This window comes from Providencia zhijiangensis, from assembly GCF_030315915.2.
Lineage (GTDB): Bacteria > Pseudomonadota > Gammaproteobacteria > Enterobacterales > Enterobacteriaceae > Providencia > Providencia zhijiangensis.
Genome location: NZ_CP135990.1, coordinates 2,297,481 through 2,314,081, shown reverse-complemented (window position 1 = coordinate 2,314,081; position 16,601 = coordinate 2,297,481). Strand labels below are relative to the sequence as shown.

General features: G+C 44.0%; 14 protein-coding genes. 12 read left to right on the top strand and 2 right to left on the bottom strand.

All coding sequences use genetic code 11. The features are described from left to right. Positions 1 to 10: 10 nt before the first annotated feature. Genes nuoI through nuoN form a run of 6 tightly spaced genes read left to right on the top strand, consistent with a single transcriptional unit; the run spans position 11 to position 6,312 of the window. Positions 11 to 553 carry an NADH-quinone oxidoreductase subunit NuoI gene (gene nuoI, locus QS795_RS10620; RefSeq protein WP_004259834.1) on the top strand — a complete coding sequence of 181 codons (543 nt, stop codon included), beginning with the start codon at positions 11 to 13 and terminating at the stop codon, positions 551 to 553. A 12-nt stretch (positions 554 to 565) separates the two neighbouring features. Then, positions 566 to 1,111: an NADH-quinone oxidoreductase subunit J gene (gene nuoJ, locus QS795_RS10615; RefSeq protein ID WP_224057948.1), complete on the top strand. Its 546-nt coding sequence runs from the start codon at positions 566 to 568 to the stop codon at positions 1,109 to 1,111. Continuing rightward, entirely contained in the window at positions 1,108 to 1,410 is a 303-nt protein-coding gene (gene nuoK, locus QS795_RS10610; RefSeq protein WP_006660292.1) for an NADH-quinone oxidoreductase subunit NuoK, read from the top strand. Before nuoJ ends, nuoK begins: the two co-directional genes overlap by 4 nt. Then, positions 1,407 to 3,248, top strand: a complete 1,842-nt coding sequence (gene nuoL / locus QS795_RS10605; protein ID WP_154602875.1) for an NADH-quinone oxidoreductase subunit L — start codon at positions 1,407 to 1,409, stop codon at positions 3,246 to 3,248. Before nuoK ends, nuoL begins: the two co-directional genes overlap by 4 nt. Positions 3,249 to 3,267: 19 nt before the next feature. Further along, positions 3,268 to 4,791 carry an NADH-quinone oxidoreductase subunit M gene (gene nuoM, locus QS795_RS10600; RefSeq protein WP_154602874.1) on the top strand — a complete coding sequence of 508 codons (1,524 nt, stop codon included), beginning with the start codon at positions 3,268 to 3,270 and terminating at the stop codon, positions 4,789 to 4,791. Positions 4,792 to 4,800: 9 nt separating this feature from the next. Then, complete coding sequence (gene nuoN / locus QS795_RS10595; protein WP_286268644.1) at positions 4,801 to 6,312, top strand: NADH-quinone oxidoreductase subunit NuoN; 1,512 nt, start codon at positions 4,801 to 4,803, stop codon at positions 6,310 to 6,312. Between the two features lie 115 nt (positions 6,313 to 6,427). Here nuoN and QS795_RS10590 read toward each other — a convergent pair whose 3' ends face one another. Then, the gene (locus QS795_RS10590) at positions 6,428 to 7,435 is read right to left on the bottom strand and encodes an alpha-xenorhabdolysin family binary toxin subunit B (protein WP_154602872.1); all 1,008 of its coding nucleotides are present in this window, start codon (positions 7,433 to 7,435) and stop codon (positions 6,428 to 6,430) included. Positions 7,436 to 7,446: 11 nt separating this feature from the next. Next, entirely contained in the window at positions 7,447 to 8,658 is a 1,212-nt protein-coding gene (locus QS795_RS10585; RefSeq protein ID WP_286268642.1) for an alpha-xenorhabdolysin family binary toxin subunit A, read from the bottom strand. Positions 8,659 to 9,374: 716 nt separating this feature from the next. Between QS795_RS10585 and QS795_RS10580 the strand changes: the two genes are divergently transcribed. The 6 genes from QS795_RS10580 to menE all read left to right on the top strand — a co-directional run bounded on the left by QS795_RS10580 (position 9,375) and on the right by menE (position 16,559). Beyond that, positions 9,375 to 10,700, top strand: a complete 1,326-nt coding sequence (locus QS795_RS10580; protein ID WP_181477301.1) for an isochorismate synthase — start codon at positions 9,375 to 9,377, stop codon at positions 10,698 to 10,700. Positions 10,701 to 10,856: 156 nt separating this feature from the next. Further along, positions 10,857 to 12,536: a 2-succinyl-5-enolpyruvyl-6-hydroxy-3-cyclohexene-1-carboxylic-acid synthase gene (menD, locus tag QS795_RS10575; protein WP_286268639.1), complete on the top strand. Its 1,680-nt coding sequence runs from the start codon at positions 10,857 to 10,859 to the stop codon at positions 12,534 to 12,536. Then, a complete protein-coding gene (gene menH / locus QS795_RS10570) occupies positions 12,530 to 13,312 on the top strand; it encodes a 2-succinyl-6-hydroxy-2,4-cyclohexadiene-1-carboxylate synthase (RefSeq protein ID WP_286268637.1) in 783 nt (260 codons plus the stop codon). Before menD ends, menH begins: the two co-directional genes overlap by 7 nt. A gap of 12 nt (positions 13,313 to 13,324) precedes the next feature. Continuing rightward, the gene (menB, locus tag QS795_RS10565) at positions 13,325 to 14,182 is read left to right on the top strand and encodes a 1,4-dihydroxy-2-naphthoyl-CoA synthase (RefSeq protein WP_154602869.1); all 858 of its coding nucleotides are present in this window, start codon (positions 13,325 to 13,327) and stop codon (positions 14,180 to 14,182) included. Beyond that, entirely contained in the window at positions 14,182 to 15,153 is a 972-nt protein-coding gene (gene menC / locus QS795_RS10560; protein ID WP_286268634.1) for an o-succinylbenzoate synthase, read from the top strand. Before menB ends, menC begins: the two co-directional genes overlap by 1 nt. Then, positions 15,141 to 16,559 (top strand): o-succinylbenzoate--CoA ligase, encoded by a 1,419-nt coding sequence (gene menE, locus QS795_RS10555; protein WP_318626467.1) that lies wholly within the window; start codon positions 15,141 to 15,143, stop codon positions 16,557 to 16,559. Before menC ends, menE begins: the two co-directional genes overlap by 13 nt. Positions 16,560 to 16,601 lie beyond the last annotated feature (42 nt).

The window sequence follows — 16,601 nt, the reverse complement described above, 5'->3', positions numbered from 1 at the left end:
TGATTGAACCATGACATTAAAAGAGTTATTGGTCGGTTTCGCCACCCAAGTACGCAGTATTTGGATGGTGGGTCTACATGCGTTCGATAAACGGGAAACGCAAATGTACCCAGAAGAGCCGGTTTATCTGCCACCCCGTTACCGTGGGCGCATCGTGCTAACGCGCGATCCTGATGGTGAAGAGCGTTGTGTTGCGTGTAACTTGTGTGCGGTTGCTTGCCCGGTGGGATGTATTTCACTGCAAAAAGCCGAGCACGAAGATGGACGCTGGTATCCCGAATTTTTCCGCGTGAACTTCTCTCGCTGCATTTTCTGTGGTCTGTGTGAAGAGGCTTGTCCAACTACGGCAATCCAATTGACGCCAGATTTCGAAATGGCAGATTGGCGTCGTCAGGATCTGGTTTATGAGAAAAACGACCTGTTGATTTCAGGGCCGGGTAAATATCCTGATTATAACTTTTACCGTAAATCAGGTATGGCGATCGCAGGTAAAGATAAAGGCGAAGCGGATAACGAAGCGAAACCTATCAACGTCAAAGACCTGTTGCCGTAAGGAGCGATATTCATGGAATTTACATTTTATATCGCCGGTCTAGTTGCTGTTCTAGCAACTTTGAGGGTGATTACTAATACCAATCCAGTGCATGCGCTACTGTATCTGGTGGTTTCTCTGTTGGCACTGTCAATGGTGTTCTTCTCGCTCGGTGCGTATTTTGCCGGAGCATTGGAGATTATCGTTTACGCTGGCGCCATTATGGTTCTGTTTGTTTTCGTGGTGATGATGTTGAACTTAGGTCGCTCAGTACAAGAACAAGAGCGCGCTTGGTTAACACCGAAAACGTGGATTGGTCCCGCAGTGTTATCTGCCGTTTTACTGGGTATTTTAGTGTATGGGATAGCCAGCCTTTCTCACCAAGAAAAAACGGAAGGTGTGATTATCACAGCGAAAGAAGTGGGTATCAGCTTGTTTGGTCCTTACGTCTTAGCCGTTGAATTAGCATCGTTATTATTACTCGCGGGTCTGGTTGTTGCCTTCCACGTGGGTCGTGACCGTTCAGAAAACAGCGCTGATCTTGTCAGCAACAGCCGTAATGCGGGGGAGAAACAATGATACCTCTTCAACATGGTCTGATTTTAGCGGCAATTATCTTTGTAATGGGACTGAGCTGTCTTGTTATTCGCCGTAACCTGCTTTTCATGCTGATCGGACTGGAAATCATGGTGAACGCAACGGCATTAGCCTTTGTGGTCGCAGGCAGTTTTTGGGGGCAACCAGATGGTCAGATTATGTATATTCTGGCAATCACTCTGGCGGCAGCGGAGGCGAGTATTGGATTGGCGTTGTTACTGCAACTCCATCGTCATCGTCAAAACCTGAACATTGATAAAGTCAGTGAGATGCGCGAATGAACTTACTCTATTTAACGATTCTGTTCCCGCTGTTAGGGTCTGTGCTTCTCGCATTTTCCCGCGGTCGTTGGTCAGAAAATGTATCTGCGATTATCGGTGCAGGCTCTGTGGGTCTGGCCGCTCTAGTTGCATTTTATGCAGGTTCTGAGTTTTTAACTCATGAAGCTGGGTATGTTTATCCACAAATGTTATGGACTTGGATGTCTGTGGGTAATTTCACTATCCCATTTAGCCTGTCCCTTGATGGTCTTTCTCTGACCATGTTAGGTGTGGTAACGGGTGTGGGCTTCCTTATTCATGTGTATGCCTCTTGGTATATGCGCGGCGAGGAAGGTTACTCACGTTTCTTCACTTACACTAACCTGTTTATCGCGAGCATGGTGGTATTAGTGCTGGCTGATAACATGATGCTGATGTATCTCGGTTGGGAAGGGGTAGGGCTGTGCAGTTATCTGTTGATTGGTTTCTATTACACCAACCCAGAGAACGGTAAAGCGGCAATGAAAGCCTTCTTCGTGACCCGTATCGGTGACGTGTTCTTGGCTATCGGCATGTTTATCCTGTACAACGAATTGGGCACCTTAAACTTCAGCGAAATGGCACAACGTGCGACTCAGTTGTCTCCGGAAGGCTTATCGATGCTGAACTGGGCAACGCTGATGTTACTAGGTGGTGCGGTCGGTAAATCAGCTCAGCTGCCATTACAAACATGGTTAGCCGATGCGATGGCGGGTCCAACCCCAGTTTCTGCGCTGATCCACGCCGCAACCATGGTTACCGCGGGTGTGTACTTAATCGCGCGTACTCATGGATTATTCTTGTTAACCCCAGACATTCTGCATTTAGTGGGTGTTGTGGGTGCGGTAACATTGCTGTTTGCAGGTTTCGCAGCACTGGTTCAAACGGATATCAAACGCGTTCTTGCTTACTCAACTATGAGCCAGATTGGTTATATGTTCTTGGCTCTAGGCGTACAAGCATGGGATGCGGCAATTTTCCACTTAATGACTCACGCCTTCTTCAAAGCGTTGCTGTTCCTGTCCGCAGGTTCGGTGATCATCGCGTGTCATCACGAGCAAAACATCTTCAAGATGGGTGGCCTGCGTAAGCAAATTCCATTCGTTTATATTGTGATGTTAATCGGTGGTAGTGCATTGGCCGCGTTGCCTCTGTTTACTTCTGGTTTCTACAGTAAAGATGCTATCTTGTGGGGCGCGAAAGTGGATGGACAAACTGTGCTGTTATGGGCGGGTATCCTCGGTGCATTAATGACCGCAATTTACACCTTCCGTATGATTTTCATCGTGTTCCACGGTGAAGCAAAAATCAAAGCGCATAAAGTTAAAGGCATCACTCACACTGTACCACTGGCTATTTTGGCAATTCTCGCAACCTTCGTGGGTGCGATGATCCATCAGCCATTAGAGGGCGTATTCCCTGCAAAACCAATGGAAGCTGAAGACGGTAAACTGTTTATCGAAGCTATCTCGGGTGGTTTTGCTATCGCAGGTCTGTTGATTGCGACGTTCCTCTATCTGTTTAGACGTTCTATCGTTGATGCGATTGCGAAAACAGCAATTGGTCGTTTCTTCTCAACGTGGTGGTACCACGCATGGGGCTTCGACTGGTTGTATGATGTAATTTTTGTAAAACCTTTCAAAGGGATTGCATGGTTACTCGAAAGCGATCCGATTAACTCACTGATGAATATCCCTGCACATCTTTCACGTTGGGCAAACAAAGGGCTAGCAGTGAGTGAAAACGGTCAGATCCGTTGGTATGTTGCCTCTCTGGGGCTGGGTGCAGTGCTGATTCTTGCTCTGCTGCTTTTGGTTTAATTAAGGGACACATTGCGCCATGCAATTATATTGGCTAATACTTATTCCCTTTATCGGTGCCCTGCTAAGCTGGCAGGCTGACCGATTCAGTCACCGCGCACCTCGTTGGGTTGCGCTGGGGACGATGGGGATCACGCTTATCCTTGCGGTACTATTTTGGGCGCAAGGGGATTATTCGCTGGTTAACCCGCAAGGTATTCCAGAGTGGCAAAACACATACTCAACGGAATGGATCCCTGCGCTAGGTATCAATTTCTCGTTAGCGGTTGATGGATTATCGCTGTTGATGGTGGTGTTAACCGCCATCATGGGCGCGTTTTCAATCCTCAGTTCGTGGAGCGAGCAGCAAGAGAACCAAGGTGCTTATCACTTTAACCTGTTATGGATTATTGCAGGTGTAATGGGGATCTTTACGGCGGTTGACCTGTTCTTATTCTTCTTCTTCTGGGAGATGATGTTGATCCCGATGTACTTCCTGATTGCGAATTGGGGACACAAAGGGTCAGGTAACCGTCAGCATGTTAAGGCAGCGACAAAATTCTTTATCTATACGCAAGTCAGCGGTTTGATCATGCTGGTCGCGATTGTCGGCTTGGTTATCCTTCACTGGATTGCGTTCAATGAACTGACATTCGACTATAACGCGTTATTAGGTACTGAAAGTGCGTTGTCAGGTACTGCTAGTTTCTTACTGATGCTGGGCTTCTTTATTGCTTTCGCAGTAAAAATGCCATTAGTGCCATTCCACGGCTGGATGGCCGATACCCAAGAACAATCGCCAACGGCGGGTTCTGTCGATATCTCCGGTATCATGCTGAAAACAGCCGCATACGGTTTATTACGTTTTGTACTGCCACTGTTTCCTGAAGCTTCACTGCAATTCACGCCAGTGGCAATGACGCTGGGTGTGATCAGTATCTTCTACGGTGCATGGTTAGCATTCAAACAGACGGATATTAAACGTTTAGCGGCGTACAGTAGCTTGTCCCACATGGGCTTTGTGACTGTGGCTATCTACGCAGCATCAACACTGGCCTATCAAGGTGCTGTGGTGCAAATGATTACTAACGGTCTGTCGGGTGCGGCGCTGATTATTATCAGTGGTCAGTTGTACGAACGTACTCAGACCCGTGATATGCGTATGATGGGTGGATTATGGAAACGCATCAAATGGTTACCGGGTTTATCCTTGTTCTTTGCCGCAGCAACTTTAGGTATGCCGGGCACTGGTAACTTTATTGGCGAATTCATGATCTTCTTCGGTAGCTTCAGCCAATTCACATTAGTGACCTGCATTATGGTGTTTGGTGTGGTGTTTGCCTCTATCTATGCACTATGGATGATGCAGCAGACTTACTACGGAACGCCGAAATCAGAAACTGAACTGAAAGGGCTAACGGCTCGTGAGTTTGGTGTTTTACTGGTTCTGGCGGCTTTATTGGTTATCATTGGTTTCTACCCACAACCTATCTTAGATACGTCTGCGGGTTCGATGGAAACACTGCATAACCTGTATTCTGCTTCACTTTCAACACAAGGGTAGTAATTCGCCATGACAATAACAACTTTAGAATTGTTAGCAATGCTGCCGTTAATCCTTTCCGGATTGACCGCAGTGATTGTGATGCTGTCAATTGCGTGGCGGCGAGATCACTTAACCAGTGCCGCAATAACGGTTGTTGGCTTTCTCCTGACATTTGTTTCACTGATTTGGGTTAATGGCTATGCCATTCCTACATCAGTGGGCGAGGAAGCATTACTGCCAAGAGCAGTGACTTCACTGCTGTTAGTTGATGGTTTTGCTCTGTTCTACTCAGGACTGGTTCTGATCGCAGGTATGGGTACCGCTATTTTTGCTTATCATTGGTTAGAAGGCTTTAATGATAACAAAGAAGAGTTTTACCTCTTATTGAGCATTGCGGTAACGGGTGGCGTTCTGCTGGGGATGTCGAACCATATGGCTTCGATGTTCATCGGTATCGAATTGATCTCTATCCCACTGTTTGGTCTGGTTGCTTATACCTTTGAGCGCAGCCGTACTTTGGAAGCGGGTATCAAGTATATGGTGTTATCCGCAGCCGCGTCTTCATTCCTGCTGTTTGGTATCGCTTTATTATACGCAGAATCAGGTAGCTTAAGCTTCAGCGTCGTCGGTCAAAGCTTAGCGAATAGCAGCATTCACGCGCCTCTGATTTTAGTTGGTTTAGGCATGATGATTGTGGGCTTCGGCTTTAAATTATCGTTGTTCCCATTCCAATTATGGACGCCAGACGTTTATCAAGGTGCGCCTGCGCCTGTTGCCGCTTTCTTAGCAACCGGCAGTAAAATCGCTATCTTTGCGGTATTGGTTCGTATCTTCTTAGAAGCACCGATTACACATGTTGATGGTATAGCGCAAACAGATACGTTATTAGCTGTTGTTGGTGTGATTGCAATTGCGTCAATCTTGTTTGGTAACTTACTGGCATTGACTCAGAAGAGCGCTAAGCGTCTGCTTGGTTACTCATCTATCGCCCATATGGGTTACTTACTGGTTACGTTAGTGGCAATGCGTGTGGATGCTCAATTGGCACAAGTCACTATTGCTATCTACCTGGTGAGCTATTTATTAGCGAGCTTGGGTGCATTTGGTGTGGTTAGCGTGATTTCGAGCCCATACCGTGGTGATGACCAAGATGACTTCAGTGCATTCCGCGGCTTATTCTGGCACAAGCCAGTCTTGGCAATGGTGATGACAGTGATGATGTTATCTCTAGCGGGTATTCCAATTACGCTGGGATTCATCGGTAAGTTCTATGCCATCCTTTCAGCCGTTTATGCACAATTGTGGTGGCTAACAGGGGCTGTTGTGGTAGGTAGTGCACTTGGATTATTCTACTACTTGCGCTTTATGGCCAGCTTGTATAGCCGTGATGCAGAACATGCAGACCGTTATACTGGCCCACAAAAAATGACGTTGGGAACTGTGTTTGCGGCGCTGTGTGCGATAGCGGTTATCGTGTTTGGTCTGTGGCCACAACCGATTATTGATATTGCAACATCAACATTGCCAGCAGTTAGCTAAGTTCGGTAAATAACGGGTTTTCAGTAAACAACTTGGTTTTAGTCAACAATTAGTTTTCTGGAAATAAGTCAGTTCCGATAAAAAGCCCCGCTACTTAACAGTAACGGGGCTTTTTTTAATCTGGTAATTGTCGTTGATATTGATACTCAATATCGTTCAAATAGGTCATTAGCATTTGGCTAACGGTCTTAATTTGACTGAAATTCAAACACTCCTCAGAGACTTTCTCACTCATAAACCCACACCAAGATTCCCAATAAGATTTTAAAGCACTAGATTGAGTGATAATGGTCTGTTTGTGGACCTCTATTTGATTGATATCATTGGCATAGCTCATGAGCTGCGAGAGTCGAAATATATTATTATCCATCGTATTTATCTCTTCGCGCGCTTCAATAATTTGGTCACTGATATAGATTCTTACATCAACAAGTTGACTAAATTCGAGCCCATCATCCACCATCGTTAATAAGTTACGGATATAACTAATAGCTGCTTTCAGAATATCTTTTTTATTGGGTTGGATATCAATAGAATCGATAAGCTCTTTTCCTTGAAAATAGCGGTCAAAGAAATCTGTAATTTTATGTTTTAATATAATATCTTCCGCTGCAAGGATTACAGAGAGATTGTTATTTAATTCATTAACCTTGGATTGCTTACTATTTTTAGAGTTCACAAGAAACTCTTTTTGTTTGGTATATTGTGAAAGCTTTAGTTTGTTTGGCTCATTTAAATGAAAAACCAATAATGATTCTAATGTATAGCGTGTTTTTGAAATAAGCTTTTCAAGTTCGAATTTGACATCCATTAAGTCATCTACAAAGCCTGTAATCGCAATCTTTCGGCGCATATCTGATAAATCATCACTATTTTCAGACGATAGCAATGCATAATCATCATTTTTAATAATATAATTCAATTTAATTTTTAGAATAGGAACGGAATTTCTAATCAGTTCATTGAGCCTTTCAATCTTAATTGCGATTTTTTGAATTCGACCATAGATAATATAATCATAGTTAAGGATATTTTTATTAAAAGAACTAATGCTATTTGAAATACACCTTAATTGGTAGATGTCAATGGAGGGTAACATAGGTAAATCGAGGTTATCATGCATATTAACGCCTTTTATTGTGAGTTTTTTTCATTGATTTGTAGCTCATCAAATAGCTTAATCAAATGAACTGAATAATCTTGAATAGAAGTCCAAGATGTGATGATACGTTTGAATTGCGTGATAAACCGGATCAGTTTTTCTGCATTGTTTATCCTTGCAAATATATCAATAGATTGTTTAACCTCTGTGAGGATCACGAGCCACATATAATCTAAGTGGTCAATAGCGAGGCGTGCATCTTTAAATAAGCCTTCAATTTTTTGCAAATTAATTTGAATATCAAAGATAGTTTTCTGTAGTAGCTCTTCTTGATGCAATTTGTGATTTATTTCTTCGATTTCGTTAATTAACTTATTCTTCCTATCTCGGATGCTTTCTGCTTTTACGCCAAAAATACTGCCTGTAATCACTAAACCAATAATGCCTCCAGCAAGTCCTGTAAAACAAAGCTTAACAAAGTGGTTATACTCCTGCTCTAATTGGTGTAGTTCATTTTTCTTAAAGGCGATAAGTTCTTTATAGAATGACTCGTTATTGCTGGGGTCCTCGTTAGATTCTAATTGTTGATATAGTCCTTTTATTGTGAAGAGTAATGAATCTACATGGGTATAGTCTGAAAGATATCCACCGGTAATATGAGATCGAAAATCTGAGACTGTGTTTTTAATTTGAATGGTTTTAATCGATTGCTGTTTTATATCTCCTTTTATTAAATGCAAAATACTTAAAAGCTCGGTGGCAATTTGTTGGTCGTCGTTTTGGTATGTAATCTGATTTAATTCACTCTCCGATAAATCTTCTAAACTGTCTGAGATTTTTTGAATAATCGGCATATGGTTAATATATTCAAGAATTTGGGCGCCAGTTTGTATGATATTACGACTGGTTAAAGATAAATCGATAGATTGCTCTTTCACTTTGAGCTCAACATTATCCCAGGTGTTGGCGTGTTTACGAATACTCAGGATTATCTCAGTTAACTCATTAGCTGGCAGTAATGAATCATTTTCATCATTAATACCGAACCATTTGAAAATATCAATTTCTTTAGTGGGAAGGGTTAAAGCAAACTGGACGTGCCGGTGAATATTAATCAAATCTTCAAGGGTGAATATACCTGCGGATCTTGCGGATAAGGAATCTTGATTGGTTAATAATGCCAATGTTGCATCGCCAATGTTTTCCTTTTCAATAATTCGGTCATAGTTAAGCTGAGTATTCATTCTGGATTTCCAATTAATTAAATAAAGATGGAATGATAAAGTTAGAGAGCTAATTATCTTATTACTTAGATGATTAATTTATCGATTTACGTTTCGTTTTTAATAGTTATAAGATTCTAATGATGATGAATTTCGATTTACTGTGAAATTTTTATCGTTATAAGTTTTTAATAGTAATAAACAATAGGCTTATCACGTTCAAAGTTATAACGCATAACCTACTAGAAACGTAGAGCTTATGTTGATATTAAAAAATGAAAATCAGCGCTAAAAAATAACTCATTGGTTGTAGTTTTAAATATTTATCTATTACATAAATTACCATTTTCAAACCTAGATATAGAGCCGTCACTGAGTTTCTAAGTGAATGTTATGGTTTTTAAATAATAAGAAATTAGTCTTAATTAGAATTCAATATCTAGAATCAATTAGAGAATAAAAATAGTTTATAAGGTGAATTATTAATATTTTATATTTAATTCGTAACTTGATAGTCAATTTATACAAATAAGAAGGGTATAAGCTCTTATTTAACAGCTTGATATGACATGATTTCGAAAACGTGCACATGTCGTAAGCGTATCATTTTTGATTTTTACCTGACGGTTTTTTAAACATCTTGTGCTATTAATAATGAATGTATTAATAAATTACATTGCGATATATAATAATTATAAGTAAATCGATGTCGTTGTGATGTGCAGTGGGAATCTAAAGTGACAAAAACAAAAATTGATAAATTATTAGCTGAAATTCTGACCCATTTGTCTACATTAGTACTCAATTCTAACGAATATATCCGCTTAGCGTGGAAGATGGACGCAAAAGAGGCGTTTCCGGGATTAGCGTGGTTATCGTCTCAAGATAGCTACCCTCAGTTCTATTGGTATCATCGTACTGGTTCCGAGGAATGCAGTGCTTTAGGCACAGTAAAATCATTTAATGCGATCACGGATGCTGAGCAATTTATCTCCGAGCATACTGAAATTCCTGATATGCGATTATGGGGGCTAAATGGTTGGAATGGTGTGGGTGAAGGTATCAGTGAAACCCTTAAGCGAGAATCCGCATTCTATTTTCTACCTCGATTAGAAATCTTCCGCTTGCGCTCAACGGTGACTGTTGCGCTAAACATTGATGGTGCTGAGGATCTCCAAGCCGCAATTGCCTTTGTACGGCAGCTAAATTCGGTATCGAACGATGTATCCCCATTATCCACTCAAATCATTGGGCAGCAGCATATTCCCGATCATGATGAATGGTGTGCGTTACTCACTGGGGCAATTCACGATATGCGCGCAGGCAAAATGGAAAAGGTGGTGATGGCACGGGAAACCAAATTGTCTCTATCTCAGCCTATAACTGTGGCGGAGTTTCTATCCGCTAGCCAAAAAGTGAATCACCATTGCTACCATTTTATGATGGCGTTTAGTGCGCATTCCGGCTTTATGTCATCGACGCCAGAGCGTCTTTACTTGCGCCAAGGTACTCAACTTAACTCTGAAGCATTAGCTGGCACGGTTGCGAACCATGTCGATGATTCGATTGCGGCTGAAAATGCCAAATGGTTAATGGAAGACAGTAAAAACCAGCATGAAAATTTAGTGGTGGTTGATGATATTTGTCAGCAATTACAAGGTGCAGTAACAGGTATTGATGTTTCACCCGCGAAGGTGATCCGACTGAGAAAAATCCAACATTTATATCGCTCTATTGCAGCAACGCTGCTAGCGCCTTCAGACAGTGACTGTTTGCAGCGTTTACAACCGACAGCAGCGGTATGTGGTTTACCCCGTCGCGTTGCCCGTGAATTCCTTGCTGAGCACGAGCCATTTTCTCGTGGGTGGTATGCTGGAACAGGTGGCTTTATCAGTTTAAATCGCAGTGAGTTTGCGGTTTCGCTGCGTTGTGCTCAAATTGATGGCGCCCAAATTTCCCTCTATTCAGGCGCAGGGATTGTGAGCGGTTCAGATCCCGAGCAAGAGTGGGAAGAAATTGAAAACAAAGCGGCTGGGCTAAAATCCTTACTGAAAACGCAATGAAAAACCAAGCACAATGAAAAACAGGCTAAAAACCCTATAGCTAAAATGGTTATTTCTTTTTTATTTTCAATTAGTTCATGAAAAATTGTTTTGAGATCAAGAAATTTTTCTCAATCCTATTACACTCAGCATCATGAATAATTTACCGAGCACATTATGTCGAATTCAGCATTTAATCTCCGTTGGGCTGAGGTAATTATTGAGGCGCTAGCCCGCCACGGAATGAAAAATATCTGTATTGCTCCCGGCTCTCGCTCCACGCCGTTAACGTTAGCTGCTGCAAATAATGCAAAACTTCATTGCCATACGCACTTTGATGAGCGCGGATTAGGCCATCTTGCTCTTGGGCTTGCGAAAGCGAGTGGCGAACCTGTTGGCGTGATTGTCACCTCTGGTACGGCGGTCGCTAACCTGTATCCCTCATTGATAGAAGCCGGATTAACGGGGGAAAAAGTCATTTTCCTCACAGCAGATAGGCCACCAGAATTAATTGACTGTGGTGCCAATCAGGCTATCCGCCAAACCCATATTTTTGCTAGTCATCCGTTTGAAAATCTCATGTTACCAAGACCTACTCGCGATATTTCAGCGAAATGGTTGGTTTCTGCGCTAGATAACGGTATGAATCAGTTACGCCATGGTGCATTTCATGTGAACTGTCCTTTTGCTGAACCATTATATGGTGAAACGGAAGGGGAAGCTGAGTGGCAAGCGAGTTTAGGTGATTGGTGGCAATCGTCTCACCCGTGGTTAAGTGAACCTCCGACTCACACAGTCGCATTGGTGGCGGATTGGTATTTTTGGCGCCAGAAAAAAGGGGTCGTTATCGCTGGGCGTATGAGCAGCAGTGATGGCGAGCTTGTTGCAAAATGGGCTGCAGAACTTGGCTGGCCAGTTATCGGTGATGTGCTCTCTCAGACTGGACAACCTTATCCATGTGCTGATTTATGGTTACAGCACCCAAACGCCAAAGCGTGGTTAGATGAAGCAGAATTAGTGGTTCAATTTGGCTCCAGCATAACAGGAAAACGCGCATTACAGTGGCAAAGCCAGTGTCATCCTCAAGAGTACTGGATAATTGATACCATCCCTGGGCGTTTAGATCCTGCCAGCCATCAGGGCCGTAAGCTCACTTGCAGTGTAAAAGGGTGGATAGAGCAACATCAAGCTCAGCCGCGCGGTACATGGTGCGAAGGCTTAATGGACTTAACAAATCGTACCTTGCGACATGTTCAAACTCAGCTGCAAAACCAGTTTTCTGAAGCTGCGGTAGCGCATCAACTCCCTGAGCTTCTCCCGCCTCGCGGGCAACTTTTCGTGGGGAATAGCTTAATTGTGCGTTTAATTGATGCACTGGCTCAATTGCCTGCGGGTTACCCGGTATTTAGTAACCGTGGCGCCAGTGGTATCGATGGGTTGATCTCGACGATGGCTGGCGTACAGCGAGCAACAGCGAAGCCAATACTCGGTATCGTCGGGGATATCTCTGCCTTGTATGACTTAAACAGTTTGGCATTGTTGCGTGAACCTTCAGCTCCTAGCGTATTGATTATAGTAAACAATAATGGCGGACAAATTTTCTCGATGCTGCCAACCTCCCCTGAAGCTCGCCAAAACTATTATTGCATGCCACAAAATGTGAGCTTTGAAGGTGCGGCGATGATGTTTGGTCTGCAATACTGCGCGCCAACAGATTGGTCGAGCTTAAAAGAGACAGTGCAAGAATTCTGGCTCAAGCAACACGGTACACTGCTGATTGAGTTAGTGGTTGATGGGGATGAAGGTGCCCGAACACTCAAACAGCTACTGCAAGACGTGGAAAGTTTACCGTGCTAGCGGCGCACTATTATCCGAGTCAGGAACAGCCTGCCAACGGCGAAAAAACACCGTGGTTAGTTTTCCTTCATGGTTTATTAGGTAGTCACGATGATTGGTCATCGATTGTTGAGGCTTGCCCCAATTATCCGCGTTTAGTGGTCGATTTGCCGGGGCATGGTGATTCACACAGCATCGATTGCCAAGGCTTTATAGATTTTGACAAGCAACTGACTCAGCTGTTAGCGCATTACTCGGCTTCACAATTTGTGTTGATTGGCTATTCGCTCGGTGCACGCTTAGCGATGCACTTTGCCTGCTTTAGCGCTCATAAAGGGCTACAAGGCTTGGTGATAGAAGGGGGCAACGTTGGTTTACAGAGTGAACAAGAACGTATTGCGCGTGCGGATAACGACCATCGCTGGGCCGAACGTTTTCGACATCAGCCTATCGAACAGGTTTTGAATGACTGGTATCAACAAGCGGTTTTTGCCGACCTTACTCTTGCCCAACGTGAAAAGCTGGTAGCACTCCGAGGTCAAAATAACCCATTGGCGGTTGCCGATATGTTGGAAAACACGTCGTTATCCAAACAACCATTTTTAGTCGAGTCACTAAAGCAATTATCGGTCCCTTACTGCTATTTTTGCGGTGAGAAAGACCAAAAATTTCGAGGCGTTTCGCAACAATATGCATTGCCGTTTACGCTAATTGAGAATGCAGGGCATAATGCTCATCGGGAAAATCCCCAACATTATGCAGCTGCACTCCACTATTTTTTATCACACTGTGGTTAAAGGAACTTGATAATGATTTATCCAAGCGAAGAAAAACTGTACGCACCGATTGAGTGGCAAGATTGCTCAGAAGGTTTTGACGATATTCGATATCACAAATCCCCTGAAGGGATTGCTAAAATTACCATTAACCGCCCTGAAGTGCGCAATGCATTCCGTCCTCAAACCGTGAAAGAGATGATCCAAGCATTGTCAGACGCGCGTTATGACGACCATATCGGGACTATCATCCTAACGGGTGAAGGCGAAAAAGCCTTCTGTGCAGGTGGTGACCAGAAAATCCGTGGTGACTACGGCGGGTATCGCGATGAAAGCGGTACGCACCATCTGAACGTATTAGATTTCCAACGTCAAATTCGTACCTGTCCAAAACCTGTCGTGGCAATGGTTGCTGGTTTCTCTATCGGTGGCGGTCACGTTTTACATATGATGTGTGATTTAACTATCGCAGCCGATAACGCGATTTTCGGTCAAACCGGCCCTAAAGTTGGCTCGTTTGATGGCGGTTGGGGCGCATCTTATATGGCGCGTATCGTCGGTCAAAAGAAAGCCCGTGAAATTTGGTTCCTGTGCCGTCAATACAATGCCCAAGAAGCGTTAGACATGGGTCTGGTAAACACCGTTGTCCCTTATGCTGACTTAGAAAAAGAAACCGTACGCTGGTGCCGTGAAATGCTGGAAAACAGCCCAATGGCATTACGTTGCTTGAAAGCAGCACTGAACGCTGATTGTGATGGTCAAGCGGGTCTGCAAGAGCTAGCGGGTAACGCAACGATGCTGTTCTATATGACAGATGAAGGCCAAGAAGGGCGTAACGCATTCAACGAAAAACGTGCGCCAGATTTCTCTAAATATAAGCGTAACCCATAATGAGAAAAGCCAAACTTTACTCGTTCAGCCTGCCGATGGAGGCAGGCGTTATCCTTCGCTATCAACGACTAAAAACCCGTGATGGACTTTTGGTGTGTTTACAAGATGGGGATAGCGAAGGCTGGGGGGAAATTTCACCTCTGCCAGAATTTAGCCGTGAAACCTTGGAAGAAGCAACCGCAGACACCATCGCATGGCTAGATGAATGGGTGAATGAAGGCACAATGACGCCAAGCCATTTACCTTCAGTTGCCTTTGGCTGTAGCTGTGCATTAGCAGAGCTGACCGGTGAGCTTCCACAACAAGCGGATTATCGTAAAGCGCCATTATGCAGCGGTGACCCTGATGACCTGATCCTAAGTCTCGATGCCATGGACGGGGAAAAAGTCGCCAAAGTGAAAGTGGGGCTGTACGAAGCGGTACGTGATGGCATGGTGGCAAACTTATTATTGGAAGCGGTGCCTGAGCTAAAGCTGCGTTTAGATGCTAACCGTAGCTGGACTCGAGCAAAAGCAGATGGCTTTGCTAAATATGTGAATCCAGATTACCGTGCACGAATTGCGTTCCTTGAAGAGCCATGTAAAACCCGTGAGGAATCTTTGCAATTTTCCGCGGAGACTGGCATCGCTATCGCATGGGATGAAAGTGTGCGTGAAGAAGGCTTCAAGGTTGAAGCACAGCCGGGTGTGGCGGCGATTATCATTAAGCCGACCTTAACGGGCAGCTTGAGTTATTGCCGTAGTTTGGTGGAACAAGCTCATCAGTTAGGGATGCAAGCCGTGATCAGTTCCTCCATCGAAAGTAGCTTTGGTTTAACCCAATTGGCGCGGGTCGCAAATTGGTTAACACCGAACACCATCCCTGGTTTAGATACGGTTTCACTGATCCAATCTCAGTTAGTGAGGCCTTGGCCACAATGCCAAATTCCTGTTCAACAGTTAGATGAGCTGACCGTTGTATGGCAGAGTTAGCATCATCGTCTAGCCGCTTTACCGACTGGCCTTGGCAGCATTGGGCCAGTCTTCAACCAAATAACATCGCACTTTTTACGGATACCGAATCGGTAACGTGGGCGGCGTTAAATCAGCAGATTGCCGATTTAGTCACTTACTTTACGATGCAAGGTGTGCAAGAAGGGCAATGTGTCGCTTTGCGCGGTAAAAACTCCGTCGAACTGCTACTCAGTCAATTGGCATTGTTAGCTTGTGGGGCGAAAGTTTTGCCTCTCAATCCTCGCCTTCCTGAGCGGTTATTAAATGAATTATTACCGCATCTTGATATTGGTGCAGTGATTGATTTTACCGATGAGCAGAACGCGTTAGCAGATTATCGCCATTTGGATCACCAGCTTTATTCTCATTTTATTGAATATGATGATTTCCCTTCGGTGAGTTTTCAGAAAATCGCTGAGCAACCTGCAACGTTAATTTTAACTTCAGGTTCAACAGGGTTACCTAAAGCGGCAGTACACAGTGTTTCGGCTCATTTGAACAGTGCGGCTGGCGTACTGAATGCCATGAATTATCAGCAAGAGGATTGCTGGTTACTCTCGTTGCCGTTATTTCACGTTTCAGGGCAAGGGATTGTATGGCGTTGGTTACTGAGTGGTGCAAAACTCGCTATTCGTTCTACACCATTGCCAGAGGCATTACAGGGTGTCACCCATGCATCATTAGTGCCGACTCAGCTATGGCGGTTACTGAATGACGAGATGCCATTAAATATTTCGTTAAAAGAAGTGTTGTTGGGTGGCGCCATGATCCCAACCAGTTTAACGGCGCTAGCCGAGCAGCGTGGTATTGTCTGCTGGAGCGGTTATGGTATGACGGAAATGGCGTCAACCGTGTGTGCTAAACGTACAGATGGTAAGAAAGGCGTGGGGCTTCCGTTAACGGGTAAACAAGTACGGCTGGTGGATGATGAAATTCAAATTCAGTCGGACAGCCAATCCTTAGGGTATTGGTTTGATGGGCAATTACATCCTTTAAATTTAGTGGATGGCTGGTTTAAAACCAATGACAAAGGCGCCTTTATTGATGGTGAATATCAGGTTTTAGGCCGTTTGGATAATCTGTTTATCAGTGGTGGGGAGTGTGTGCAGCCGGAAGATATTGAAGCGGTGATCAATGCGCATCCTGATGTGCACCAAAGCTTTATTGTTCCTGTTGATGATGTGCAATTTGGGCAGCGTCCAGTGGCAGTGATCGAAGCTAATGAATCAATCGACTTGAACATGCTGGCGGATTGGTTAAAAGATAAATTAGCCCCATATCAATTCCCAATGGCGTTTTATCGTTTAGATCCTGAATTGAAAGCCGGGGGAATTAAAGTGTCTCGCCAGCAAGTAAAGCAGTGGGTGTTAACACAAAGACAGTGATGAATTAAGCGTGGAATTAATTAAGCGTGGAATTAATTAAGG